Here is a 24005-nt window from a genome sequence, read left to right on the forward strand (position 1 = left end):
GACTTTTCGGACAGTCTCTGCTTTTTGTATCAATTACAGTATATCAAAATCCGGTAAAATCGAATCCAATACATTCGTATCCCCGTTACCGGAGAGACCTTCAATTTCCCTATAAAGCTCATGGGTCAAACCGGTAAAAAAATCAGAGAAATCTGACAATATTTCAACATCCATTAACATCCCTGCTTCTTCTATAAGTGCTGTATATAGTTGCTCCGTTTTCAATTTCTGAAGGGTATTGTGCCCTAATAACAAAACATCCGGCCCCATCTCTTGCAGTAGTTGGGGGTTCAATTCTCCATCCGAAAGGATTTTTTGTTGACGGTGTAGTTTTTCGATCAGTTCCTTTTGATAAATTTCCCCTTTCCGAGTCAAACAGACTTTCTTCGTAATCCAGCTCAAGATACCAGTCTCAATAAACCCATGTTGGTCAACCAAAGATTTCAGCACATACTCTTCCTTAAAATTTTCAAAGTCATTGTTCAACCTGCTTTTTGCCAGTTTCAGGTATCTGCTGAGTTGCAATTGAGGCAGTGAATCAAAGGTGCTTTGTATGAAAGCGAAAACAATATTTTCTTGAAAGAAGGGCCATTGCTTATTGATCTTGAGAAAGCCGTTTTGATATATCTGAGAATTATTAGTTTCCGTTTTTTTGAGCCTTAATCCTTTTCGAAGAATTAACTCAAACAAGGTTACATTCAACAGTTCTATTCCCCCTGTAGAGGGGGACAAAAGCCACTTTTTCTCCGCGAGGCTTAAGGTATTCGAATCCATTTTTCACTTGATTTAAATTTGTTGTTGACCCAAAGCATACTCTTAGAGCCTTTCGTTCAATACTAATCTGTTCAATACTAGGTCAGTGTCCTTGCAATGGTGGTTTCTGCTCTACATTTAGTAGGTTTTTGGAGGAATAAAGCCCATTGGTCAAGTCTCCGTCACATGCCGATATAAGTTTACTTTTCAACTCTTCCAGCCTTTCAGGGTACTTTTCAGCCAAGTTTTTTTCTTCCCGGTAGTCTTCGGGTAAATAGTACAGTTCAAAGATATTTTTATGTAAATAAGTTCTGATTTTCCAACCCTCACGGGTAATCAAAGTAGGCCCTAGAAATGAAGCATACACGACAAAATCGTGTCCGGATTCCACACTTGTTTCACCGTTCAATTCGGGCAGGAAAGAGATTCCATCTGTTTGCAAAGGTCCGGAAAAGCCCGTAATTCCGGCTATTGTCGGTAACAGGTCATAGTTTGCCACCAAGCGCTTGCTTACCCGCCCGGGACGAATTCGCTCCGGCCATCGAACAATCAAGGGCACTTCAATTCCTCCTTGCAGATTACTTCTTTTCAATCCAGCTCTTCCCTTATTGCCGTCAAAAACATCGCCTCCGAGATCACTATAGTATTTATTTTCAAGGTTGTCAAATACTTCTCCTGTTTGCATATTAGTATACGGCTTGTGAATGCGTCCCTTTTGAGAATAGTAGATTTCATGCCCATTGTCCGAAGTAAAAATCACGATGGTGTTGTCATCCAGGCCAAGCGTTTTGAGTTTTTGCATAATCTGTCCGACATGCTCATCCAGCATTTTTACCATTGAAGCATATTCTTTTTCTATTTGGCTCAGGCGTTGATCCTCCGCAAAATCAGGATGCACGACAGGTACGGACACCGGGCCGTGGGGCAGTTGAGTAGGAAAATACAGGAAAAAAGGTTTGTCTTTGTTTTCCTCAATAAAGCCCAGCACCGTATCCATAAACATCGTCTGGGAATACACCTTTTTTCCTGTCATATCCCAACGTTCTTTCAATACCGCCTCTGTTTCCGGCTCACCGGACTTGCCACAATTCGATAAGGTATTGCCCTCGATCTCAATCAGTTGACCATTTTCAAACAAAAAAGGAGGATAAAACCCATGGGCTCTAACGTGGTCCAGGTAACCAAGATAGTAATCCCAGCCATGCCGTTTCATTTGTTGGTGAGTAGCGGCAAAACCCCATTCCAGTTTGCCCACTTGGGCAGTGGTATACCCGGCTTTTTGCGCCACCTCCCCCAGGAAAACCCTGTCATTTGCCACGGGTGAGAGGGCACTATTGATCATCGACTCAATTTCTTGTTGAGAAGACGCTCCGGTGCTGATTTTCTCATAAATACCGGCAGAAGTGATTTCAAACCTTTCGGCATGGCAATCGTGAAGCCCTGTGATTAAGGAAGCTCTGGCGGGAGCACACAACATGGCAGAGTACGCATTTTGAAAGCGGATTCCCTCCTCAGCCAGGCGGTCAATATGTGGGGTTTTGATAATTTGCTGCCCTTCATGGCTAAGCAATCCTGCTCCCAGGTCATCGGCATAAATTAAAATAATATTCGGTTTGTCTACATTCCCTTCTTCTTTATGGCTACAAGCACTCAAAATCACCAGGGCAAGAATTTGAAAGAATACTTTTTTCATCGGATTCACATTTACTATGACAGGTTATCTGTTTGGCAAAACAAGATTCCTTTAAGGTCCCGGAAAAGCATTTTCAGCGTCAACACTTTGTTATTCCAGGCAATTTTTCAGGTTACTACACTTTTCCCACAGCCCGGTAGTGAGGCCGCTTTATTTCCTCTACTTCAAAATTTCCGGTGCTTAAGATAGCAATTTTCACATAATATCCTCTTCCGGAACGGAAAGAAAACAATGTATAAACCGGACATATTACACACTGCTTTTGACAAGTCAAGCCCCGAATACTACTGTCCTTTATGGAATATACAGGTTGGTGGGATTATCCTTATGAATATCCAACGTATACCCAAACTCTTTGAACCGGTGAAGATTAAAGGGCTTGGTGATCAAATGCCACCCACTGTTGCTCGGAAGGCAAGTCACCACCTTTTCTCCTTCGGGAGCACAGGTATTGATGACCTCTCCAATCTTTTTGATAAATCCTTCTTCCACCGGTCCGTCAATATCAACGATCCAAGTCTTGTCGGAATCATTGTGATACTGTCCGCAAGCTTTTTCATATTGCTTGGATACATTCTTGAAGTCATTGTTACTCAAGGCATTGGATATATTGACCAAGGCTTTAAAGGATGTCTTGTAAAAGCTCCTTTTATTGAGGCGAATCATGGCCCTTGCATGAAACAATTCACAGAGCTGCTTGACTTCATCGTACACCTGATCCAGGTGTTCCATACTTTTGATAAAGTAAGATTTGATCACCCGGTTGGCGGTACTTTCGTTTTCTTTTTTCCTCTGAAGAACTTGAAGGAAATAAAAATCGTCTTCGCTTTCAAACGAAAGCAATGCTTTAATTTTTTCTATATTATCTACCATTCTTTTCAGTGTATGTATTTGGTAAAAGGATGAGAACGCAAAAATTTGTAGGCATTTCATTACAAAGGTTGGGGCGGAATGTTTTGTTTTCCCCATCCGGACAGTTGAAGCAGTATCGGTTTCAAACTTTTCCCTTGGTCCGACAATGTATAATACACCCCGGGTTTGGAGACATGTTTCAACAACAGTCCGTCTTCTTCCAATTGTTTCAGTTGGTTGGAAAGCATTCTGTCACTGATGCCGGGCAAGGTATTTTTAAATTCCGAGTAAGAAAGTTCTTGGTCAAATAAGGCAAACAAAAGAGACAATTTCCAACGCCCACTGATCATCGACAGCGTTTTGGAAGCACTGCAATATTCTTCTAATTTTACTTGGTTTTCGTAGTTGGTTGAAGTGGTTTTTCTCATCACTAACAATTTTGTAAGTAGGCTGCTCTTGCAATCTTCTTTGGTACTTTTGCCCAAAAGTAATGACAAATGGAAGATAACATCATAGGATTTCATCATTTTAGTATTAAAGCACAACGCTTTCAGCAAACCGTGGATTTTTACGGCACACTGGGCTTCAAAGAAGTACACTCGTGGTCATTGCCTGAGTTTCATTTGGAACAGTGCACGATGCTTTACCATCCTCGACTCAATACCTATATTGAAATTTGCGACAAAAAGGCTCATTTCCCAACCCAAGGAAGAAGGAGAAAAGAGGGGGAAGATTTTGTAGAAAATGCCATTATGCATTTATGCTTTGTGGTGAAAGACGCCCAAAGGGCTTATGAAACGGCCCTTGGCAACGGAGCCAAACCCCTTTCGGAAAGAACTTCGCTGCAATTAAACAGCCCGGTAAAATCCGTATCGGTAGCAAACAGCTTGGTGTACAGCCCTAACGGGGAAGTCATCGAGTTTTTAGAAGCGGTTGAATTTTAAATTCATCTTTACAACAAGGCCTTGGCGGATTCCCTTTTACAAGGCTTTGTTGGTTTCCAAAAAACGTATAAACCTCTATGCAAACGTATTTTCTTCAAGTTTCTCTACAAGCGTATCAAATTCTTTCTGTTCCAGCATTTTGATATGAGTACTTTTTGTTCAACAAATATTCACTAGCATATTTTGCGCTTTGCAGGTTATTCTACTATCGCCCGGTACAAAACCTCGCAAAAATCTTCTTTTTTCATCTGAATGGCAATTTTTTTCGCATTCTCTTTGAAAGCAGCGGTATGGATCAATTCCAGAATTTTCGGTTCCAATCTTTTCCGGTTTACTTGGTGAATATTCATTCCTTTGGACCCAACACCCAGTTGACGGATTCTACTATTCCATACAAACTGATCGATGATATGTGGAATGATAAGGTTGACACAACCATACTTCAAAGCCAAATGGGTAGTGCCAGCCCCGCCATGATGAATGACTCCATAGACTCTTGGAAACATCCAATGGTAAGGAACCTCCGGAACAAAATGAAAGAGCCGGTTATTGTATTCCTCCGGTTTGACCAAACCTCCGGCAAGGTACCGGAACTGCTCCGAAAGCAGACAGATTACCTGATGGCCTTTTGCTTTTAACAGTTCCCCAATAGCCAGAAAAGGTTCCATATCCCCCGGGTCCCCACCGATAATAATAGTATTTTCATATGCTGAGGTAATGAAAGGTCCAACCTAAGTCGAAAGTTAATGCAAAGACCCTCCATTCTCAAGCATTCATGTCAATAGCTACTTCCCCTCATAATTCAATGATCCATTTTCCTGTTGTTTCATATCCGCCTGTTAAAGTACCTCCTTCAGGAAAATATACTTCAACAAGCGGGTATCCACCCCTAACCATTGAGCTCCCGGTTATTCGCAAGCGGGTACATTTTTAAGCTCGTTTTTTACCTTTTGCTGTTGCACATATTCAGCATAAAGCCCTTGGTCAAAAGGTCTGTCTGATACAGCGAACATCACGTTGGTACATTGGATATTACCGTATTGGCTATCACCGGCAGAGCTTTCCATATGAAAAATGCGACTTATGTAACTGTTATCTTTATGGTCGATATGTTTTCCGATATCATTGCCATAGTTTTCAGGTTTTCTCCAATCCGGTGAAACCAGTTTGTTATTTTCTCTATAGCGCTTCAGCTGAAGAAAGTTTGCCTGCAGTTTACCGCTTGTTGTCTCAAAAGGCATAAAATTGCCGGTATATTCACTTTTGGTAATTTTATTATTCGGCTGAATATACAAGATCACTTTCCCTAACAAACCTCCTTCTTTATCACCGCTTTCGTCCATAAAATACAGCGTCTTTCCATCTACGATTTTCCTCTGGTCGACAATGGATTCCTCTTGAAAACCGCTTGAATGGTGATATCGCAGTTTCTCTCCAAAATTTTCTTGCATAAGCCGAATAATATTCTGCCATTTTGCATCAGCGATCCATTGCTCGTATTCTTTAAGTTCCGTCATGATGAACAACGGTTCATGAGAAGGATGTTCTTCGCTCCATTCGGCAATGTATTGAATCCAATCTGCCAGTAGTATTGAGTTAGGATTATCCACGTCAAGATCAACTTCGTCCCCGGGTGCATCATGCCCTAAAACAAGCTCTCCTATCTTGATAAAGGACAGTTGAACCTTAGCCTCTTTTTGTAACATCAAGTAATAACCACCGGTAGAGGGATAAATATTGGCTCTGGCACCCGCAAGCATATCCACTTCGTTTACGTACTCGTTGACAAGATTTGGCTTTTCATTATCCATAACCAGTTGATTCCCTACTACATTTCCGGTTGAAGTATACGTATTGATAAAGAGTTTGCCATCCGTGGTAAATGACGTTTGAACAGCGCCTTTAAGTAAACCCGAGCTGTTTTTTACACGTGTTTTCACCGTCCATTTTTCTGCTTTTGTATGGAGGGTCTCCACGGTGAAATAGGTCACACTTTTGTTATTGTGCCGGAAAATATACAACGTGTTATTCTGTACGAATGGGGTGAAAGTCTCCCCTGCCGGAACTGATGTAGTTTCATAAAGCGCTTTACTGACTAAAGCCGTATTCTCCGATAATGTAATATTATGGATACTAAAGGTAGCGGCATTCTGATTTTGCAGGGTTAAATAAGCCTCGCCCTCATAAACGAAAGCAAATAATTTCATTTCGGTATTCTCCCTCTTTTCCGAATGGAGGAATGCCAATGAGTGATTATCAAACCTATAAATGGCTAACTCTCCATTGCTTCCATGAGAAGTCAAGACGTAAAGGTTAGCATCAATTGGTAACACTGAAAAACTTCTTTCTCCTTTTACGAATGGGCTATCGCTATTTTCATATAAAAGCTCCGGCTCATCCGTATTGAGCAGGTATATTTTTAAGATACCAGTGGTTTCCGAATATGTCAACAAGTGGGTTTTACCCAAATATTCGAAAACCATAAACTCATCCACAACTTCCGGCCAAGTTGTTTTCAGTTTCGTTTGAGTATGGTACGAAAACAAGTCAAATTCAAAGAACCTTAATCCCTCTCTCAATTGTGTTTCTATCCCCTCTCGTTTCATCCCATTCAGATTGCCTGAGTAAGAGTTGTGGGTTCCGGTAAAGAAAAATTGACGGTAAATGGCTGTGGAAGAATCCAGTGACACCTGGGTGGGTTCATCATTATCTTTTATCGCACCCGGTTGTTTTTTGTCTTCAAACAAACATCCATTCAATATTAAAAAAATAAGTAGAGTACCTAAAATGTGCATTTTATTCATATCAGCAAAACATAAAAGAAGAGCTTGTCTGAAAAGTCAAAAGAACATAAACCACCACGAAGACTACAAACCTTAAATCATTGATTTGCAATTTATTATTTTCGTGAAAATAGCAGTGTCAATGCCTATCTATCGACTTTTCAGACAGCTCCTACCTTATTAAATTATTAATTATCCCGGTTGCAGAATTCGTTGTTATCAGAATTATCTACCTTGAATTTAGGCTTATGAGCATCTTCCCATTGCGAAGCCCCATCATCAAAGTTGTAATTGCATTTTACACTGCTCACATCCCAACCGGAAAGATCCTGATTAAACACCTGATTGTGTTGAAACAGGTTTTGCATATTTACTACTTTGCTCACATTCCAATTGGAAATATCCTGGTTAAAGGCACATGCACTTCCACCAAACATGGTTTCCATATTATCCAAGCTGCTAAGGTCCCAGTTTGCAATGGAGGCATTGTTAAAACCGCTGTTTTTAAACATATCCCACATGCTTAGAACTTTGCTCACATCCCATGCGCTCAAGTCTCCATTATAATCTGATTCCCTAAACATTTCGCGCATCGTAATCACCTTGCCCAACTTATCCCCCCAGCCGGACAGGTCTTGGTCAAAAGCGTCATTGCCTCTGAATGTAGATTGAAAACTGGTCACATTGGAGACATCCCAAACACCAATAGCTTGATTGAAAGGGGAATCTCTAAACATATTCTTTAAGGTTTGAGCCCTGCTCACCTCCCATCCGGTAATGTCCTGATCAAAGGCCGACTCTCTGAACATAGTTTCAAAAGTAGTTACATAGCTTACATCCCATTGGTCCAAAGGCTGATTATAGTTAGAAGCTTTGTAAAACATATCCTGCATGTTTGTCACCTGGCTCACATCCCAATGATTGATATTGCTGTTGAATGAAGCCGCTTCTCTAAACATGGCTTTTAGATTGGTGGTTTCGCTCAAGTCTGGCGCATTGGCAGCGCTAACCTGAAGATTTGAGCAGGCTCTGAAATACCCACCGTCATTCCCTAACTTGATTTGCCCCCAATCGGTAATGTCGATGATGTTGGCTGCACTTGCCCCGGTTTGATGAAAATTGAAACCTTCAACCTTGCCCCAAATGGTCACGGTATAATCACCCGCTTCCGTATACGTATGACTTGCCGCTTCAAGGTCGTAGGCTGCCACGATACTACTTTCTCCATCGCCCCAGAAAACTTTAAAATTGTAGTTCCCGGTTTCTATGAGAGGAAGGGTGATTTTTTCGTTAGCCTCCGCAGTCCACACAGTGACAAATTCTTCATCCGACTGAAAAGGCTCAAGCACTTTTAAGTCCACCGTATACTCTTCTTCGAGTCCAAAACCCAACACGGTAAGCATGCTCTTTCCCGTGCTAACGGCCTCTCCGGAAGATGGAATTGTGCGAATTCCCTCCTGAAGGTAAATGGTTAATACGATATCCTGATCAGCGCTGGAATTTGGTAGTGATGCGGTGATGGATCTTGAATAGTTCGTAACCGATGCCACAATATCTGCTTCTAAAAAGCTATTATTCGCTGCTTCTATCACTACGGAGTCAACATAAACATCCTTCTCCTCTAATGAATAGTTCATATCGTCCACATCGCAGGAACTAAGCACGATGCCTGCAAGTGCTATTAGTTTAATTATCCAATATAATCGTTTCATTTTAATCAGTTTTTTTTAATTAGTAGCCAGGATTTTGTTCCATTGCAGTGATGTCAACCTCCGACTGAGGTACCGGTGCAAGTAATCTGTAATTTTCCACTGTCATGCCTGTTCCTTTGTTTTTGAAGAAGTTGTTCATCGTTTCTACCGCTGTACCTGTTCTTAACAGATCGAACCATCGGTGGCCTTCACCTACTAATTCTAATCTTCTTTCCAGGGCAATGGCTGTGCGCATACCGGCCTGGTCCGTGGCTGTAGTATTGCCTAATCCGGCCCGGCTTCTCACCTTATTGAGGAAAGTGGCGGCTTCTGTTGTTTTGCCGTTTTCATTCAGGCATTCCGCATAGAGCAGCAGCACATCTGCATATCTTACCAGGTAGTGGTTATCTCCCCCATCGCCGACACTGGTGCTTGGGGAAGGCGTCCATTTATCGATGTAATACACATTTCCGGTTTCATTGATCAGTTCTCTTCTACGGTCGTTTGTTTCATACAAATCATACAAAGCACTTTCCATGGCCATAGCGCCTTGTCCACCGTCATTATCAGGCCGGGTGAAATAATAATAATAACTATTCCCCTCACTTTTTCCATCTAAATCGGAAGCATATTGAATACTAAAGATGTCCTCACTGTTCCCTTCGTTTTCTACACCATACAGTCCTTCCATATCTGCCAATGAATACCTGCCGGAAGCAACGATTGCTTCCAACTGTGTTTCCGCTTTTTGAAAAGCTTGTTCCCTCATATAAAACCTGGCAAGAACGGCTCTTGCGGCAAATTTATTGGCTCTACCAGTACTGTTGTTTTGAGGTAATAACTCGATGGCTTCCAGTAAATCCGTTTCAATCTGTTGGTTCACCTCTGCAATTGGCGTTCTGGTATCGTCAAAAGCGTAAGTCGGATCGCCATACACCTTTAATACAAGAGGCACATCGCCATATATGGTGGTGAGGTTATAGTAGAGCAAGCCTCTGATAAATTTCATTTCACCTATGCGACTACTTTTCACAGCTTCACTCTCGTATCTGATACCCTCAATTACCTCCAGTACCGTGTTCGCATAAAAAATCCCTTCATAAGAATTCTCCCAGATACTGCTGACAAACCCCGTTGTACTGGTCCAAGAAAAATCTTCTAAAGGTCTGGCCCCACCATTTGAATTGGGCGCTTGTATATACGTATTATCAGAAGGAATTTCGCCCCAAAGAATCATGTAATAATCATACAAGGCTTGTAATTCATTGTAGGTGGCTGTTACAGTGGTTTCTACATTGCTCTCTGTAGTGTAATAATTATCGGCCAGAATATTGGTTTCCGGTAATTGATCCAGTTCATCCGCACATGCCGAACAAAGAAGTAGCGCAAAAGAGTATATTAATAATCTTCTTATCTGCATAGTTGTATTTTTTAGAATGATAAATTAATACCGCCTGAAATGACTCGGGGAACAGAGGTGGTGCCGTGTATATGGCCTCTGTTAAGAGGGTTGCCCGTATCCCCTCCGTCCGGGTTCATACCCCGGTAGTCCGTCCAGGTGTAAAGGTTATTTCCCGATACAAACACACGCATGCTTTGCAGGTGCAAGCGCTCTAGTAAGGCAGGCGGTACGTTATAACCGATTTGAATACTTCTCAACCGTAAGTAATCGGCATCCAGCACATTGTAATTGGTCGGGTTTCTGCTCGCGGCACGGGTAGCCGTATTTCCATAAGCATCGGGAGGGGCCAAAAATCCATTGGGGTTGGTTTCCGGATTCCAATAGTTATTAAAGTAATAGTAATCGGTGTTACTGAATGCCTCTCCATATTCGAGGTATCTTGACGTCATTTCGTCAAAAGCCACCCTGCCTACCGTACCGTTGAAATTCACGCTAAGGTCGAAACCTTTATACGCCAAATTAATCCCGAATCCATATGTCATTTCAGGTTTGTAATCGCCTAACAAGACTCTGTCATCGGCATCGATGACATCATCCCCATTGGTATCCTGGAATATATAGTCTCCGACTTCCGCAGACATGGTCGTATTCTTTCTGCTTTTGTAAGCCTCCGCTTCCTCCTCGGTTTTGATAAGTCCTATTATCTTATATCCGTATAAGTTGGCAAGCGACTCCCCTACTCTTGTAATGAACCGTTGACCACTCCCTTCGTACATCTCTTCCACACCGCCCAGTGATAGGATCTTATTCTGATTGGTTGTAAGATTTCCGTTGAAGCCTATCGTTAAATCTCCCGTTTTAAAATCGTAAGCGCTCAACTCAAATTCCCAACCCTTGTTTTCCATCTCTCCGACATTCTGAAGTGACTTATCAAAACCTGTGTGCTTAGGTACGGGTCTGTCCAATAGTAAATCGGAAATGTTAGCTATATAATAGTTCACTCCCAAGGTTACTTTGTCAAAAAAGCCTAGGTCTATACCAAAGTTGTTCGATGTATTGGTCTCCCAGGTGAGCGCATACGATGGAGCACTGGAAGGGGCCGCACCTGAATACAAGGTGCCATCGTAAGGATAATCCCTGCCCGTTCCAATGGATGCATATTGCGCATAATTACCAATCTGGTTGTTACCTGTCTGCCCCCAGCTATAGCGCAGCTTGGCATACGTTAAAATATCGTTTTCAGGAAAAAAGGCTTCATTGCTCAACACCCATCCGGCTGAGAAAGAACCGAAGGTGCCATATCTTTTATCTTTACCAAACCTGGAAGAACCATCTCTACGAATGGACCCGGTTAAAAAATACCTGTCATCGTAGTTATACATCAAGCGGGTGAAGTAAGAAAGTTGCACCCATCTGCTTCTTGAGGCACTGGCCGTCTGAGTTGTGGATCCGTTGATATTGTCGATTATGTCATTTGGAAAATCATCCCCCGTAACGGATACACTTGTATAAGAGCTTTTTTGAAAACTCTGCCCCAGTAAAGCATTGAAAGTATGTTTGCCAAAACCGAATAGATAGGTGGCGGTGTTTTCGATGAGGATATCTCCCTGATTGCCCCTGCTCTCCGAGCCTTGTTGCGAGTCTCTTTCATCTATAAGACGCCTGTAAGACCCTGTAAGCATAGGAGCATATTGATCCGTAAATTTACTTTGGTATAGATACCCTAAAGATGTTTTTACAACTAAATTCTTAATCGGCTCAACCGACAAATACGTATTTCCAAAAGACTGAAACTCTTTGCGGTCATACTTGGATAACTCCGCCATCGCAACCGGGTTTTCCTGCATATTGGCATTGTACGGCCTATTGGCAATAATCTGGGCTTCTATGTTATAGCCTGTCGGATCGGTATCGTCATAAGCGGAGAAAAAGGGAAACATATACACCATCGCCCTGCCGGCCGGGTCAATGGGGAAGCGGTAATTATTCCCACCATTTGTAAGCCCTCTTTCCGAGTAATAGCCATTTATGTTAATGCCGTATTTGAAATAATCATTGATATGAGTATTTAACTTTAAGTTAGCCGTGTAACGTTTTTGATCCGCCGTGATGACAATCCCTTCTTCATCCGTATATCCTACCGAAGCAGAGTAATCCGTTTTTTCAGTTGCTCCGGAAATATTTACATAGTAATTCTGAATTTTGCCGGTTCTGTAAACAGCATCCTCCCAATCAAAATCGGTCAAACCGGCTTCTTTGTTCAAATACGGGACGGTATAGTCCAAAATGAGTTCACGTACATTTGCTCCATTTGCCAAGCGCTCCTGTTCTGTGTCGGTAATGCTTACATTGTCATGGTTTTTCAGATAGGCATTGTTTCTCCCGTCTCTAAAAAACACGGCCGCATCATACGCCTTCAAAAGGTCATACGTTCCCGTACGCTCCTGAACCCCGACAACGGATTTCACTTCCACCGTTGGCTTTTCTTTTTTTCCTTTTTTAGTGGTAATCATAATCAAGCCGTTGGCAGCTCTTGATCCGTATATTGCGGCAGACGCGGCATCTTTAATGACATCTATGCTCACAATATCATTTTGATTAATCACATTGAGAGAACTCCCTTCTGCTAATGGAAAACCATCTACTACAATCAGCGGATTGGCCTCCCGGGTGATTGACCCGGCCCCTCTGATCGTTATGGTATTCCCATCTCCCGGGTTTCTGGCATTCGTTAAAATATCGACACCGGCTAATTTTCCCACTATGGCCTGATCAATATTGGCATTGGAATACTCTCCTATTTCCTGTAAATCAACACTTGCTACAGCACCCGTAAATTTTTCTTTGGTATTGGTACCATAGCCTATCACGACCAAATCTTCCAGTACATTACTTGCTTCCGATAAATTAAAATCTAATTGGGTAGTGGAAGCAGTAATTGTTCGTTCGATGGCCTCATATCCGATGTAAGTAACGATTACGGTCAGTTGATTGGCATTGGTGCTCAAGGAATAGTTTCCATTCGAATCGGAAACCGTACCGTTGGTAGTCCCTTTTTCGATGATGTTAGCTCCGGGTAAAGGGCTTCCGTTTTGATCCGTTACCTTTCCGCTGATGTGTATACCCTGATATAAAGAGGCCCGTACTTTATCCGGCTTTTCCGCTTCTTTTTCTTCCGGTTCAGCCAGGTAAATACGGTCACCGGCAATGCGATAGGTGGTTTTAGTATTCTTGAATACTTGGTCCAGAACAACACTTATGGATTTATCTTTTGCATTTACGGATATAACTCTGTCCAAATCGACATCCTTTACTCTATAGATAAAGCGATAATCCGTACGGTTTTCAATTTCATCCAGAACTTTACTAATGGTGACTTTTTCGAGCTGTAAAGTAACTCTTGACGCTTGTCCGTTTATATCTTTGGCTTGCAGGTTCAGCATCGCCAAAAAGAAAAAAAAGACCGTAAATCTCATTTTGAGGTTAAATTTTAAAAATGAAAGGTACCTGCTTAAAATTTTAAGCGATTTTTTCATACTTTTAAAGTCGATTTAATGTGTTTAACTTATCGTTTAATCACTACTCTTTAAGGATCGGAAAATGGTGCGAACATTTTCCGATTTCTTTTGTTCCGCGTCTCCTCCCGGATGGGGAACTGTACAATCTTCAGGTTGAAAGAAATGAATGGGGTCAGGCATTTACATAGGCATCTAGGTTTATAGGGTTATTAGTGAATGATTACCGAGTCTTTTTGAATCTGATATGTAATTCCAAAAGCGATTTTCAACTCGTTTAACACCTCTTCCAAGGCCGGTTTTTTACCAAAATTGGCATTGAATAATTCGTTGGGCAGCTTTTGATTGTTATGAATGATTTCCACATTATAATTCCTCTCCAATTTTTTTAAAATATTTTCCAAAGTCATATTCCTCACCACAAGTTCCCCCTCAACCCAAGAAGTATAGGCGCTTGTTCTCACCTGTTGTTTTGTAAAAGCCCCATCCGGTTTATGGAAGCTGGCTTTATCTCCCGGTGCTAAGCGCATGCTTTTTTCCCGGCCCGCATTTTCTGTATATACCCCTACGGACCCTTCCACTAGCACTACTTCGTCCAAGGCATCTTCAGGATAGGAATGGATATTAAACTGCGTTCCAAAAACACGAACATTAAACTTGTCAACCTTGACGATAAAGGGCTTTTTTTCATCTTTCGCTACCTTAAGGAAAGCCTCTCCGGTAAAAGACACCTTCCGTTCATTGTGGCCATCAAACGACACCGGGAAGTTTATCGTAGAGCCTGCATTCAAGTGTATCGTTGTACCATCGTTTAGCACAAGTTCAAAGGTTTTTCCGTAAGGAATTTTAAGGACATTGTGAGAGAAATCTTCTGTGGAAGAAGTATTGTTATAAAGTATCCGGTTGCCCACCTGGTGAGCGATCACTTTGCCATCCTGATCCAGGATATTTCTATTGGCATTCTCCTGAATATGTAAGATGTTTCCATCCTGCAACTCTAAGGTGATGGCATTTTCAGGGATTGCCTCTATAATAAATTGTGTAGTGTACACATAAACAGACACGGATACCACTATCGCCAAAATGGCTGCGGCAACAGCACTCCACCTAAGATAGTTAACTTTTCCTTTCTTTATGTTTGGCGCCTGTTGGTCAAGGGTAGCATTGATCCTTTCTAAGGTTTTTATTCTTGTTTTTTCTTCCTCAATAAAGTCTGAATTTCCAACCCCAGCTTTCGCCTGCACTTTGTTACAATAATCAAATAAAATCTCCTTCTCCCTCTCAGAACATTTGCCCTGTTCATATTTTTTTACTAATTCTAAAAACTCTTTTTGCGTCATAATGTCCTTGTTTAAAATAAGGACCGGAGTAATTATAGATTCTCACATGGAAAAATGGCAAAAACCGGTTTATTAACTGATAAGTAATATTAAATCTATAATAAGGTAATCTTGGTTAAAAGATGGGTCAACTGCTTGCCGGAAAAAAGGTGGGTAAAAAAATAAAGCATTACCTCAAGTCTCAACCTTCGGATACATTGTCCCGTGATCAGGGCAATCAACAGGGTTTTGACAGCTTATATATTGAAGTTTGCTTTGTTTTTACTGACAGCGCTTCTGATATGTTTTAATGCGATCGATAGTTGATTTTCAACGGTCCGGTGTGAAATCTGGAAATGCCGGGCAATTTCGGCATTGGAGTAGCCCTTGTACCGGCTCATAAAAAATATTTCCCTGCACCGGTTTGGCAATTCTTTGGCTATATCCTCTATGGTTGCTTTTAAATCCTGGTAGTTCAGATGATCCTCTCCTTCTGGCGATAAAGATAAAGTATCCATGATATGCTCATCAAATTCCGTAAACTTCACCTTACTTAGCAATGAAATGGATTTATTTCTGACCGAAACAAACAAGTAGTTTTGCAGGTTCGCGATTTCTATACTGTCTTTATTAAGCCAAATTCTGGTAAACACTTCATGCAAGGCATCTTCTACCAGTACCTTTTCATTGAGAATGTTAAACGCATAAGCAAATAGCTTTTTCCAATAACGATTATAAACATGGTCAAAAGCCAAACGATTCCCCTCCTTAATCAAGGCTAAAAGCTGGTCGTCTGATAGTTTATTGAGTTTGTCTTGTCCCACGCAAATATTTTTTTGCAAAATTATGATCATTCACACAAGTGCAAAAAAAAGTAAGTTAAGTAATCATTATTTCTACAAGGTCACGTGGTAGTTTCCGGGGTATCAAGAAGACACCCAAAAGGTACCGGAGAGTTAGTTTCAATAAAGTAACAGCGTGATTTATTGCCTACGTCTTCTGTTTCATTCCATATGAATATATTGTAAATCCAATATTGCTTTTTTATCAACAGGCAATATTTTATGTGAGAATCCGGGACTGCCCCAGTCCTTTTTTTGACGCGTCAATTATAAATGACCATTTAATCAAAACCCAAAAACATGTATCCGTAAAAAAACAGCCCTTCCGGGCTTACTGGCTATTCTATGCCTTTTGAAAATAAAAAGAAGGTGTAAAAATATGCTTCTGTACCATAGCCACCGGCTTTTCATATGGCTATTATCAAACATAAATTCTCATCCTTAAACTATTGAAAATAAACATGAAAAGATATTTAAAAATGCTTTTTTGCTTTGCCTTGGCCATCCTTTCCATGGCAGCGTGTAAAAACGAACTCCTCGATACTCCTGAAGATGAAGAGGCCAATCAAATAAGAAAAATAGCCAACTCAGGATTCATTCAATCGCCACTGCCAGACCCGGACAAGGATGTAAACTTTGGCCTGGCTACAAATTACACAACAGGCGCTTATCCGGGTATAGGAATTCACCATAATGTAACCCCCTTTGGCGATCATGTCTATAGCATGGTAGAAGTCCATGAAGAAGGGGGAAGTGGTCACAAGCTATTTTACCGTATCGGCAAATCCAACCAAATGGACATCGATTGGTACGGCAGCAAGAACTATTCTACGGGAGTCACCCCACAAGTGGCTTATAATGGGAGCAAAATTGTGGAGGTGCATAAGTCACAAAACAACAATGGCTTGTGGTATATGGTTGGGGAAATTACGGGTCCAGGTATTATTCAGTGGGGAAGCTCTATAAAATATGACGAAGGTAAATATCCTTCTGTAGCCATCATGAATGATTATGTCGTGGAAGTGCACAAGTCACAAAACAACGATGGCTTATGGTACCGGGTAGGAAAAGTGAACTCTTCTGCCAAAACCATCTCGTGGGGCAGTTCTGTAAGGTATGGGTACGGTGCTCATCCGCGGATAGCCATCAATAATTATGGTACGGTCGTGGAAGTGCACGAGTCAAACAACGCCTTATGGTATAGGATAGGTACCCTGAATACTTCCGCCAAAACCATCTCGTGGAAAAGTAATGGCTATGGCTATACCACCGGCCTATACCCGTCTGTGGCACTGACTGATAACAATGAAGTGATAGAAGTCCACATGGAAGGCAACTGGCTCAAAAAAAAGCAAGGGACAATATCAGACGACAATATCTTCTGGTATTCTACACAAAAGTTTGATTCGGGAACCAAGCCTGCCATAGCCATAGCAGCCGATGGATCTATGGCAGTACAAGCGCACCAATCGGCAAATGACAGAACCCTCTGGGCCACTACTTCCCTTTTTATAGACCGCTCTACCTGGATGACGGATTCATACGATCTATTGAGAGGAAAAAAACTCAAGGATATTTGCCTGCCCGGAACGCATGACAGTGGGACTCATAAACTCTATGATGATATGGCATGTCCACCGGTAAACATACCATTAGGCAAAATTGGCAGAGTAAAGGAACTGGCAAAAGCGCAGCGTCTTAGTATCAAAGGACAATTAGATGCCGGTGTCCGTTTTTTTGACATCAGGCCCGCCTTTAAAAATAACCAATACCATACTTATCATACCATCTTAGCGACAAAGATGGATGAGATATTAGGCGATTTTAAAAACTACTTAAACAGTTTGCCTGGCAATAGCCATGAGCTGGTCATCATCAGGTTTAATAAATTCTGCTTTGGTACTTCCAAAACCGTCCGCCATGCGGAATTTGTTGAAAAAGTACAAAACGCCTTGGGTGATTATCTTTACGATGATGCTAGCGGCAATTATGCGGACACTCCTTTTAGCACCTTTGTAGGCAACGGTCCTCGTGTCTTGATCATTTATCAAGATGATATTTCTAAAGAAAAAGGGTTTGTTTTTGCTAACAAAATTAAGGACCAAGGCGGATCGTTTTCGGACAAAGTTGATTATAACGCAATGAGAAATGATCAATTAACCAAGCTACAGTCTAACTCCAAAAAGATATTTAAACTATGCTGGACCCTGACACCTGACTTCTCCACGGCTATAGATATTTTCGATCATCCAACCTTAGAAGAACTTTCCCGGCAAGCCAATCGTAACCTGCGCGGTTTTGTTGCTGAATATGGCAAACAGTACCGGATCAATATCTTGAACACTGACTTTACGGAAGATGCTTCTGCCACAGATTGTGCAATTATGTTGAACCGACACTAACCTATTTGAAGACCAATACATGGTAATGTGGTAGTAACCATTATACGGTCCATCATTTATGAGAGGCTGTCCGGAAACGTTTGGGCAGTCTCTTAATTTAGGATAGGGATTTCCGTCTTGTATCAACAAATTCCTCCTCTAAACAAAACGGATTCCACCTTTGCCGACAATACAATAACGGCATACCTCATCCGAAAACTTCGACCCGGTTGCTTGCTTTTTAAAGCGGAAAGGTTTGGTCAAAGTATCCGAAGTAATAAGGACACAGTTTGGCTACTTTTGTTGTACACCGTCCCTTCGATTTCATCATAAGAGAAGTCATGGGAGTGAAATTATAGTAGGAAGAATAACTGGCTATTCTCCCAAATTTTTCAGGACTTTATTTGTCTTCTAATTTCCGACGGCTTCATCCCGGTAAAGGAGGAAACATCCTCATATCCTGCCAAAAAACAGATTTCTGATATACTATGATTGGCGTTCTCTAATAGAGTAATGGCGAGATCAATTCGTTTTTGTTGAATCCACTTCCCGGGAGGAAATTTCCAATTCTTCCCGGAACTTTCTGGATAGTGTACGAGGAGACATTCCTAAAAAGTCTGTCATATAAGGGACGCTTAGTTTTTCAGGTCCATTCTTTAAAAGAATATTCAGTTTAGATTCAAAATCAGTCCTTTCAACCCGAAGAGTAAATTCATAAGGACTCTGAAATTGTCTAGCCGGGGGATCTACAATTCCAGCAAGTAAATTTACTTGCTGGAATTATCTTTTTTATAATTCCACTTAATACCGCTCCTCCACCAACTCATACTCCGGATGGGCTGCAAACCAGGCTCTGACTTCTTGCAGGGCGGCCGGGTAGTTGTCGGTGTTGAGATCTCCGCTGGGGCCGGGATGCAAGGGATAATGTTCAACGATGGGAGCTAAATATTCTATCAACCGGTAGGCACAGGGGATCTTGCCGGAAGTCTCCGCATCGGCTGACTCGCAATTGGTTTCATCGCGTTGCAACAGGCTGACCAGGTAATCACTGGCGGCTTTTTGACGGACATACACCAGGTCGGGCAGCAGGTCGTAAACCAGATCATCGTTGAGAGGATAACGCCGGATGGTGCGAAGACAAAAGGCCAAAGCTTGCGCATCGCCCAAACGGGCCAGGGCCAGATAAGCACTCCATCGGATAGACCCGGAATACGCTTCCCCGGTGAATAAGCGCAAGGTTGTTGTGTGTTCCTGCAACTGTACAAAGCCCGCCAAACGCAGCACTTGTGACAGATGGGCCGTTTCCGGTTTTAAATACCCGGCCAAAGTCGTTTTAGCCTGGGTGCTAAAATCCGGCAGGGTAAAATAACACAGCGAGCGACTGCAATAGCCGCTGAGCCCACCGTCTTCATCCCCGATGCCCTGCACCAGCAATTCCACCGCTTGCTGACGGAGCGATTCCTGTGGCAGTTGCCCTAATTGCCGGACTACTTCGTATACCCTGCCCCGTACTTCCAACAGCGTATCCTGGGCATAGCGTCCCAAAACTTCCAGGTCCGACTGCGCCCGGGTTTCCTCAACCTGATAACCGGCCTTCCCTCCTTCCTCCAGGTAACGCGACAAGGCAGAAAAAGGCCTTTGTTGTGCCCAAAGCGCTGAGTAACTGAAAAGTAGCGTAAAAAATAGAAGTATGTTTTTTTGCATGGGTTAAAAGTTATTTTTTCTCTTAAAGATCTTTGCCTTATTCCTAATGCAGTATGAAGGGTTAGCGTTTAGTCTATTTCTAGATCGGTGTTGAAAGAATTACCTTTCTAAAAGTTAAGGACACTCTTGTTGTCCTTTTTAATTTTTCACTTTTATACTGATCATATAGTCGTTTGTTTATCCCGTGCGTCCATTTATAACGAGCTTGACCGGAAAGAACTAAAAGACTACAAGGTTCTAAAAGTAATTCAACTTTATTCTTCGAGTTCTTTTCAACGAAATTCATAATACATGAAGAACCTAAACTAATAGATGCAATAGTATCTCCAAAACATGGTTCACAATCTATATGATTGGCAATTCCTTGCCCTGAAAGATATTCATTTACAATTAGTTGATCTGCTAAATCTTTTATATATCCATCTTTCTTAAGCCTTTGGGTTAACAATATCGCCCAGTTTGGGAAAGGTCTCCCTTTCATTGTCATGTCTATTGCTCTACTTCTATAATCATATTTATAACCATAGTGTTGAACTCTTCTTGAAAGTTCACTCATCCATTCATTATCATAAATTGCTTTCAATAAAAACTCACAATTTTCTTTAGAGAGGTAATTGGGCACATACTTTAAGCCAGAAATTTGTATCATACCTTCATTGTTAATTACCTAAAGCTTCCTCTTTTGAAACATTTTTATCTATCCAATCAAATATTATCTCTAAGAATTCTATAAATGTATTGCAAAAAAAATGATAATCACTCTCATAAGTAATTTCATCCTGCGTATAGATACACGTTTTTCTATAAATCCCCTGCTCCCTCTCGCTGGATAAGTCATAGAAAAAAGTTATGCTCAAACTTTCCTCTTTTTCAAAATCTTTAATAAAAGTAGAAAAACCCAGATAATCGTTATCCTCTATTGGAGGTTCATTTAGTTCTTCTATCATCCCCCAACCATATATTCCAAAATTATCTTTCTCTGTATTCAACCCTATTGTCTCATATTTTTGTAGAAAGTTTACAAAAGACTTATCTAATTTTATAGTTGGATGTTTTTCTATAAAAGTATCTACATATTTTGCATTATCAAGATATAAAGGCTCTATTTCTAAACCGTACTTTGGAGAATATTTTTCCAAAATTGTTTGTATGGTACTCATAATTTACACTCTTATAGATGAAAAACTATTGACAGAGTTTAAAGTATTGTTCTAGCTTTAAAAGCTTATTTGATCACTTACCTTACTGGAATTCAAGTTTTCAAATCATGTTCTCTTATGTAATAAGATTAGCTTTCGGTTACCTCTTTTGGTAGATGAAAGTGTAAGATTCTCTAATAGAACTTGCTGCTTTATCAACATCTGTAATTCTATGTTCATACCCTGGGAACTTATCAAATTCAAACTTTTTAATCTCAATAATTTTAAAATTTGTTCTTTTACTCAGCTCATCCATTTTAAACCGAGAAGCCCAAAATTTTGGAACAGTGATATAAATGATCCCCTGATTATTCAAAATATTATCCGCTTCAATGAACATTTTATTTAACAATTTTTCAGTCTCTTTAACTTTATTGTTTCCTCCTGCAAAGGGAAACTGAAAAATAATTTCACCGATTTCCCCACTTTAAAATAGTTTGATAGCTTAGAAGCATCTACTCCACCCAATAGTTCAATTCCTTGCGCTTTTAAGAAATTTATATTATTCAATCCATTTGCATAAATACCACTTTGTAGGTAGTACTCTCGCAATAAGGATGGCATTATTAAAAATTTGGCAATGGGGAAGAATTTTGTGGTATTGTGATTGAACAAGATATAACTACGATGAAAACTTACCCGCACTGCCATCGGCCAAATATCATACGTAAACAAAGCTACTGTCGTCACTATTGTCACTGGCAATCGGTGGAAAGAGAAGCCCCTAAAGCAGGAAGTAGATTATATACTTCATTCAGGCGGGGTAGTATTTTTCGCTATATTATCGATTTTTTCAATGATAGGTTCAGGTATATTATTATCTCCACTAGCAAATATAACTTTCAAATTAACATTGTTTTTGATAGCGTCCTCAAGAAGAAGTTTTATAGAATAATAATTCATCAATTTATGCCCAGACTTAGATGTTGGTATAAATGTATACTCTTTATTAAATAGAAATAAATTAACTTTTCTACCTATATTTTGACCAATAGGCTCTAGCTCAGGTAAAATACCTTTTATTATTGAATTAACTCTTTCTAGTGAATGACGACATTCTTGAACAGAAAGAGAAAAGTTTTCCACATTATCCACTTTTTTACCTAAAACTAGCAAAATTGATTCTATCCACTTACTTTTTAGGTTGTCAGTGCTTATAAATGATTTTGATGTTTCTGTAAAAATATATACTGTCATTTTATTCAACTATTTTAAAATATGTTTCAACATAGTCTCCTCTAACCTCTACGTTAGCTTCAACAGTAACTCCCTGTTTAATTGCCCACTGTTCTACCCATTGGCCTGTAGGTGTTTTTAATGCTGCAGCTTTAGCATCTTTAGTTTTAGTGTATTCTTTCCAAAAAGCAGTGTAATTTGCAGATATACCATCTTCATAGTTGTCAGGGTGCAACCAAAAACCCTTTATGCCTTCAACATTATAATTTTTCTTAAAATAAGATACAGCTTCATTAAACATTGTAGTGCCTAATCCTTGATTTCTCAATTCTGGTGATACTTTAAAGTCAAATTCAATCCATCCATCAGAAATCTCTGCATTTCCCTGCCATCGATCGTCTAATTTTTTATTTATACTTGAGCGACTATAAAAGTACATTCTCTTATAATCAATCTTCTGTAAAAGACGAACACCTTCTGTTTTATTAGAAGTCCATATTATAGTAGCTCCTAAATCATCAATCCATTTCTCATACCCACCGGCACTTTGAATCTCATTTACAAGATTATTAACGCTCTTTTTTGAACTGTTTAAATGTCTCAACACTTCCTCCAGTACCTCCTTGTCCAGCTTATTAGCATTATCAGGGTCTACCTTATTTAAAACAGCCCAGGCCTGTACAAATTTAGGATTTTGATTAAACGCCTCAATCACTTTCTTATCTGCTTTGGCAAAATCCTTCAGGAAGGCTGGTTTGTCCTGGAGTTTATTGATTTCGGCTACCACAGCACTGTTAAAATGCGATGGAAACTCTTTCCCCAACACCACATATTCTTTGGGCTTTTGGGTGCCTTGAGGGGATTTGGTAGCCACCTGGCCTTGCTGTGGACGGAATACTTTCCATTGGCCGCTACCTTGCTCCGAGGCAATGGTGATACCGCCATCGGCATGGACTTTTACCGTGCCTTCCGGTACCCATACTTCCCGGCCCAACTTGTTGGACAAATCTCGGGTTAGTTGGGTAATGCCTTCTTCGGTGTTACAGGCCAGCAATCGAACAGGTTTCTGACCCGTATAACCTTTGGATTTCAGATAGCCTGCCAAATCCCGATGGCTCAGTTCGTACCAGGCATCGTTTTGAAATACCCGGAAGCTGTTCTGCCCACCGTGCACCACCACATCGGTGTAATGCTCTGTCTTGCCCGATTGTTGTAACCACTTAAAGGCTTTTTCCAGCTCCGCATCCGTTCCTACCTTGACAATACGCTGCCCCGTATCCCCTAACTTACTACTGATCTTCAGCTTCTCCTGAAGCTTACCCGCCATTTCCTTGATCTGGTCGTAAGTCTTCCTGGCCTCTTCGGTGCTCAGGTTGGAGCGTTTCACCTTACTAAATGCCTCGATAAAGGTTTTGGCATGGGTCCGAAACTCTTCCCCTGATTTCTTTATATAATTAATATTATTTAGTAAATCATCTAATTGGGGCTTTTTGCTCAAGGAAGAATATCCCAGCTCACTTAAGTTAAGCGCGGCTGTCACAATGCTCCAAGAAACCATCGCTGTACGCCATTCAGGGTCCGAACTCAACTTTAATAATTTATCAGCTGTCAGATAAGCGGCAGTGTTGACCACATCAAAAATCAGCCATGCTTTTCTAAGCCGGCTCAGGTTTTTGACCATCAGCAAAGTACCTCCACTGGACATCATCCCCAGCACGTCCAACCCTACCTCTACGGCAGTAAAAACATTA

General features: G+C 40.9%; 20 protein-coding genes. 2 read left to right on the plus strand and 18 right to left on the minus strand.

The window, feature by feature from the left end; genetic code table 11:
- Positions 1 to 33: 33 nt before the first annotated feature.
- The 4 genes from AAG747_RS27410 to AAG747_RS27425 form a co-directional block, all read right to left on the minus strand.
- A complete protein-coding gene (locus AAG747_RS27410) occupies positions 34 to 774 on the minus strand; it encodes a hypothetical protein (RefSeq protein WP_346824456.1) in 741 nt (246 codons plus the stop codon).
- Between the two features lie 82 nt (positions 775 to 856).
- The gene (locus tag AAG747_RS27415) at positions 857 to 2446 is read right to left on the minus strand and encodes an arylsulfatase (RefSeq protein ID WP_346824457.1); all 1590 of its coding nucleotides are present in this window, start codon (positions 2444 to 2446) and stop codon (positions 857 to 859) included.
- A gap of 294 nt (positions 2447 to 2740) precedes the next feature.
- Positions 2741 to 3319, minus strand: a complete 579-nt coding sequence (locus AAG747_RS27420) for a hypothetical protein (protein WP_346824458.1) — start codon at positions 3317 to 3319, stop codon at positions 2741 to 2743.
- A 59-nt stretch (positions 3320 to 3378) separates the two neighbouring features.
- Positions 3379 to 3726: a winged helix-turn-helix transcriptional regulator gene (locus AAG747_RS27425; protein WP_346824459.1), complete on the minus strand. Its 348-nt coding sequence runs from the start codon at positions 3724 to 3726 to the stop codon at positions 3379 to 3381.
- Between the two features lie 69 nt (positions 3727 to 3795).
- On the opposite strand from AAG747_RS27425, the gene AAG747_RS27430 reads away from it, so the two are divergent.
- Positions 3796 to 4242 (plus strand): VOC family protein, encoded by a 447-nt coding sequence (locus tag AAG747_RS27430; RefSeq protein WP_346824460.1) that lies wholly within the window; start codon positions 3796 to 3798, stop codon positions 4240 to 4242.
- 197 nt (positions 4243 to 4439) lie between these two features.
- Here the strand turns inward: AAG747_RS27430 and AAG747_RS27435 are convergent, their stop codons facing one another.
- The 7 genes from AAG747_RS27435 to AAG747_RS27465 all read right to left on the minus strand — a co-directional run bounded on the left by AAG747_RS27435 (position 4440) and on the right by AAG747_RS27465 (position 15776).
- Positions 4440 to 4910, minus strand: coding sequence for a glycosyltransferase (locus tag AAG747_RS27435; protein WP_346824461.1), 471 nt, complete (start codon positions 4908 to 4910; stop codon positions 4440 to 4442).
- A 240-nt stretch (positions 4911 to 5150) separates the two neighbouring features.
- Positions 5151 to 6989 carry a PI-PLC domain-containing protein gene (locus AAG747_RS27440; protein ID WP_346824462.1) on the minus strand — a complete coding sequence of 613 codons (1839 nt, stop codon included), beginning with the start codon at positions 6987 to 6989 and terminating at the stop codon, positions 5151 to 5153.
- Between the two features lie 224 nt (positions 6990 to 7213).
- Positions 7214 to 8737: a BspA family leucine-rich repeat surface protein gene (locus tag AAG747_RS27445; RefSeq protein WP_346824463.1), complete on the minus strand. Its 1524-nt coding sequence runs from the start codon at positions 8735 to 8737 to the stop codon at positions 7214 to 7216.
- Positions 8738 to 8756: 19 nt separating this feature from the next.
- The gene (locus AAG747_RS27450; protein WP_346824464.1) at positions 8757 to 10136 is read right to left on the minus strand and encodes a RagB/SusD family nutrient uptake outer membrane protein; all 1380 of its coding nucleotides are present in this window, start codon (positions 10134 to 10136) and stop codon (positions 8757 to 8759) included.
- Between the two features lie 11 nt (positions 10137 to 10147).
- Positions 10148 to 13594 (minus strand): TonB-dependent receptor, encoded by a 3447-nt coding sequence (locus AAG747_RS27455; RefSeq protein ID WP_346824465.1) that lies wholly within the window; start codon positions 13592 to 13594, stop codon positions 10148 to 10150.
- A gap of 251 nt (positions 13595 to 13845) precedes the next feature.
- Positions 13846 to 14973: a FecR family protein gene (locus AAG747_RS27460; protein ID WP_346824466.1), complete on the minus strand. Its 1128-nt coding sequence runs from the start codon at positions 14971 to 14973 to the stop codon at positions 13846 to 13848.
- Between the two features lie 236 nt (positions 14974 to 15209).
- On the minus strand, positions 15210 to 15776 hold the full coding sequence (locus tag AAG747_RS27465; RefSeq protein ID WP_346824467.1) for an RNA polymerase sigma factor: 567 nt from the start codon (positions 15774 to 15776) through the stop codon (positions 15210 to 15212).
- Between the two features lie 479 nt (positions 15777 to 16255).
- Here AAG747_RS27465 and AAG747_RS27470 point away from each other — a divergent pair, with 479 nt between their 5' ends.
- Positions 16256 to 18196, plus strand: coding sequence for a phosphatidylinositol-specific phospholipase C domain-containing protein (locus AAG747_RS27470; RefSeq protein ID WP_346824468.1), 1941 nt, complete (start codon positions 16256 to 16258; stop codon positions 18194 to 18196).
- Positions 18197 to 18567: 371 nt separating this feature from the next.
- Here the strand turns inward: AAG747_RS27470 and AAG747_RS29260 are convergent, their stop codons facing one another.
- The 7 genes from AAG747_RS29260 to AAG747_RS27500 form a co-directional block, all read right to left on the minus strand.
- Complete coding sequence (locus tag AAG747_RS29260) at positions 18568 to 18717, minus strand: helix-turn-helix domain-containing protein (RefSeq protein WP_430300677.1); 150 nt, start codon at positions 18715 to 18717, stop codon at positions 18568 to 18570.
- Between the two features lie 259 nt (positions 18718 to 18976).
- Positions 18977 to 19879, minus strand: coding sequence for a hypothetical protein (locus AAG747_RS27475; protein ID WP_346824469.1), 903 nt, complete (start codon positions 19877 to 19879; stop codon positions 18977 to 18979).
- Between the two features lie 79 nt (positions 19880 to 19958).
- Positions 19959 to 20528 (minus strand): alpha-ketoglutarate-dependent dioxygenase AlkB, encoded by a 570-nt coding sequence (locus AAG747_RS27480; RefSeq protein ID WP_346824470.1) that lies wholly within the window; start codon positions 20526 to 20528, stop codon positions 19959 to 19961.
- 10 nt (positions 20529 to 20538) lie between these two features.
- Positions 20539 to 21039, minus strand: coding sequence for a hypothetical protein (locus tag AAG747_RS27485; protein WP_346824471.1), 501 nt, complete (start codon positions 21037 to 21039; stop codon positions 20539 to 20541).
- Positions 21040 to 21178: 139 nt separating this feature from the next.
- Positions 21179 to 21496 (minus strand): Rossmann-like fold-containing protein, encoded by a 318-nt coding sequence (locus AAG747_RS27490; RefSeq protein WP_346824474.1) that lies wholly within the window; start codon positions 21494 to 21496, stop codon positions 21179 to 21181.
- A 332-nt stretch (positions 21497 to 21828) separates the two neighbouring features.
- On the minus strand, positions 21829 to 22275 hold the full coding sequence (locus tag AAG747_RS27495; protein WP_346824472.1) for a hypothetical protein: 447 nt from the start codon (positions 22273 to 22275) through the stop codon (positions 21829 to 21831).
- A gap of 1 nt (position 22276) precedes the next feature.
- The coding region (locus tag AAG747_RS27500; RefSeq protein ID WP_346824473.1) for a GNAT family N-acetyltransferase at positions 22277 to 24005 on the minus strand (1729 nt) is incomplete at its 5' end.

This window comes from Rapidithrix thailandica, assembly GCF_039710355.1.
Lineage (GTDB): Bacteria > Bacteroidota > Bacteroidia > Cytophagales > Flammeovirgaceae > Rapidithrix > Rapidithrix thailandica.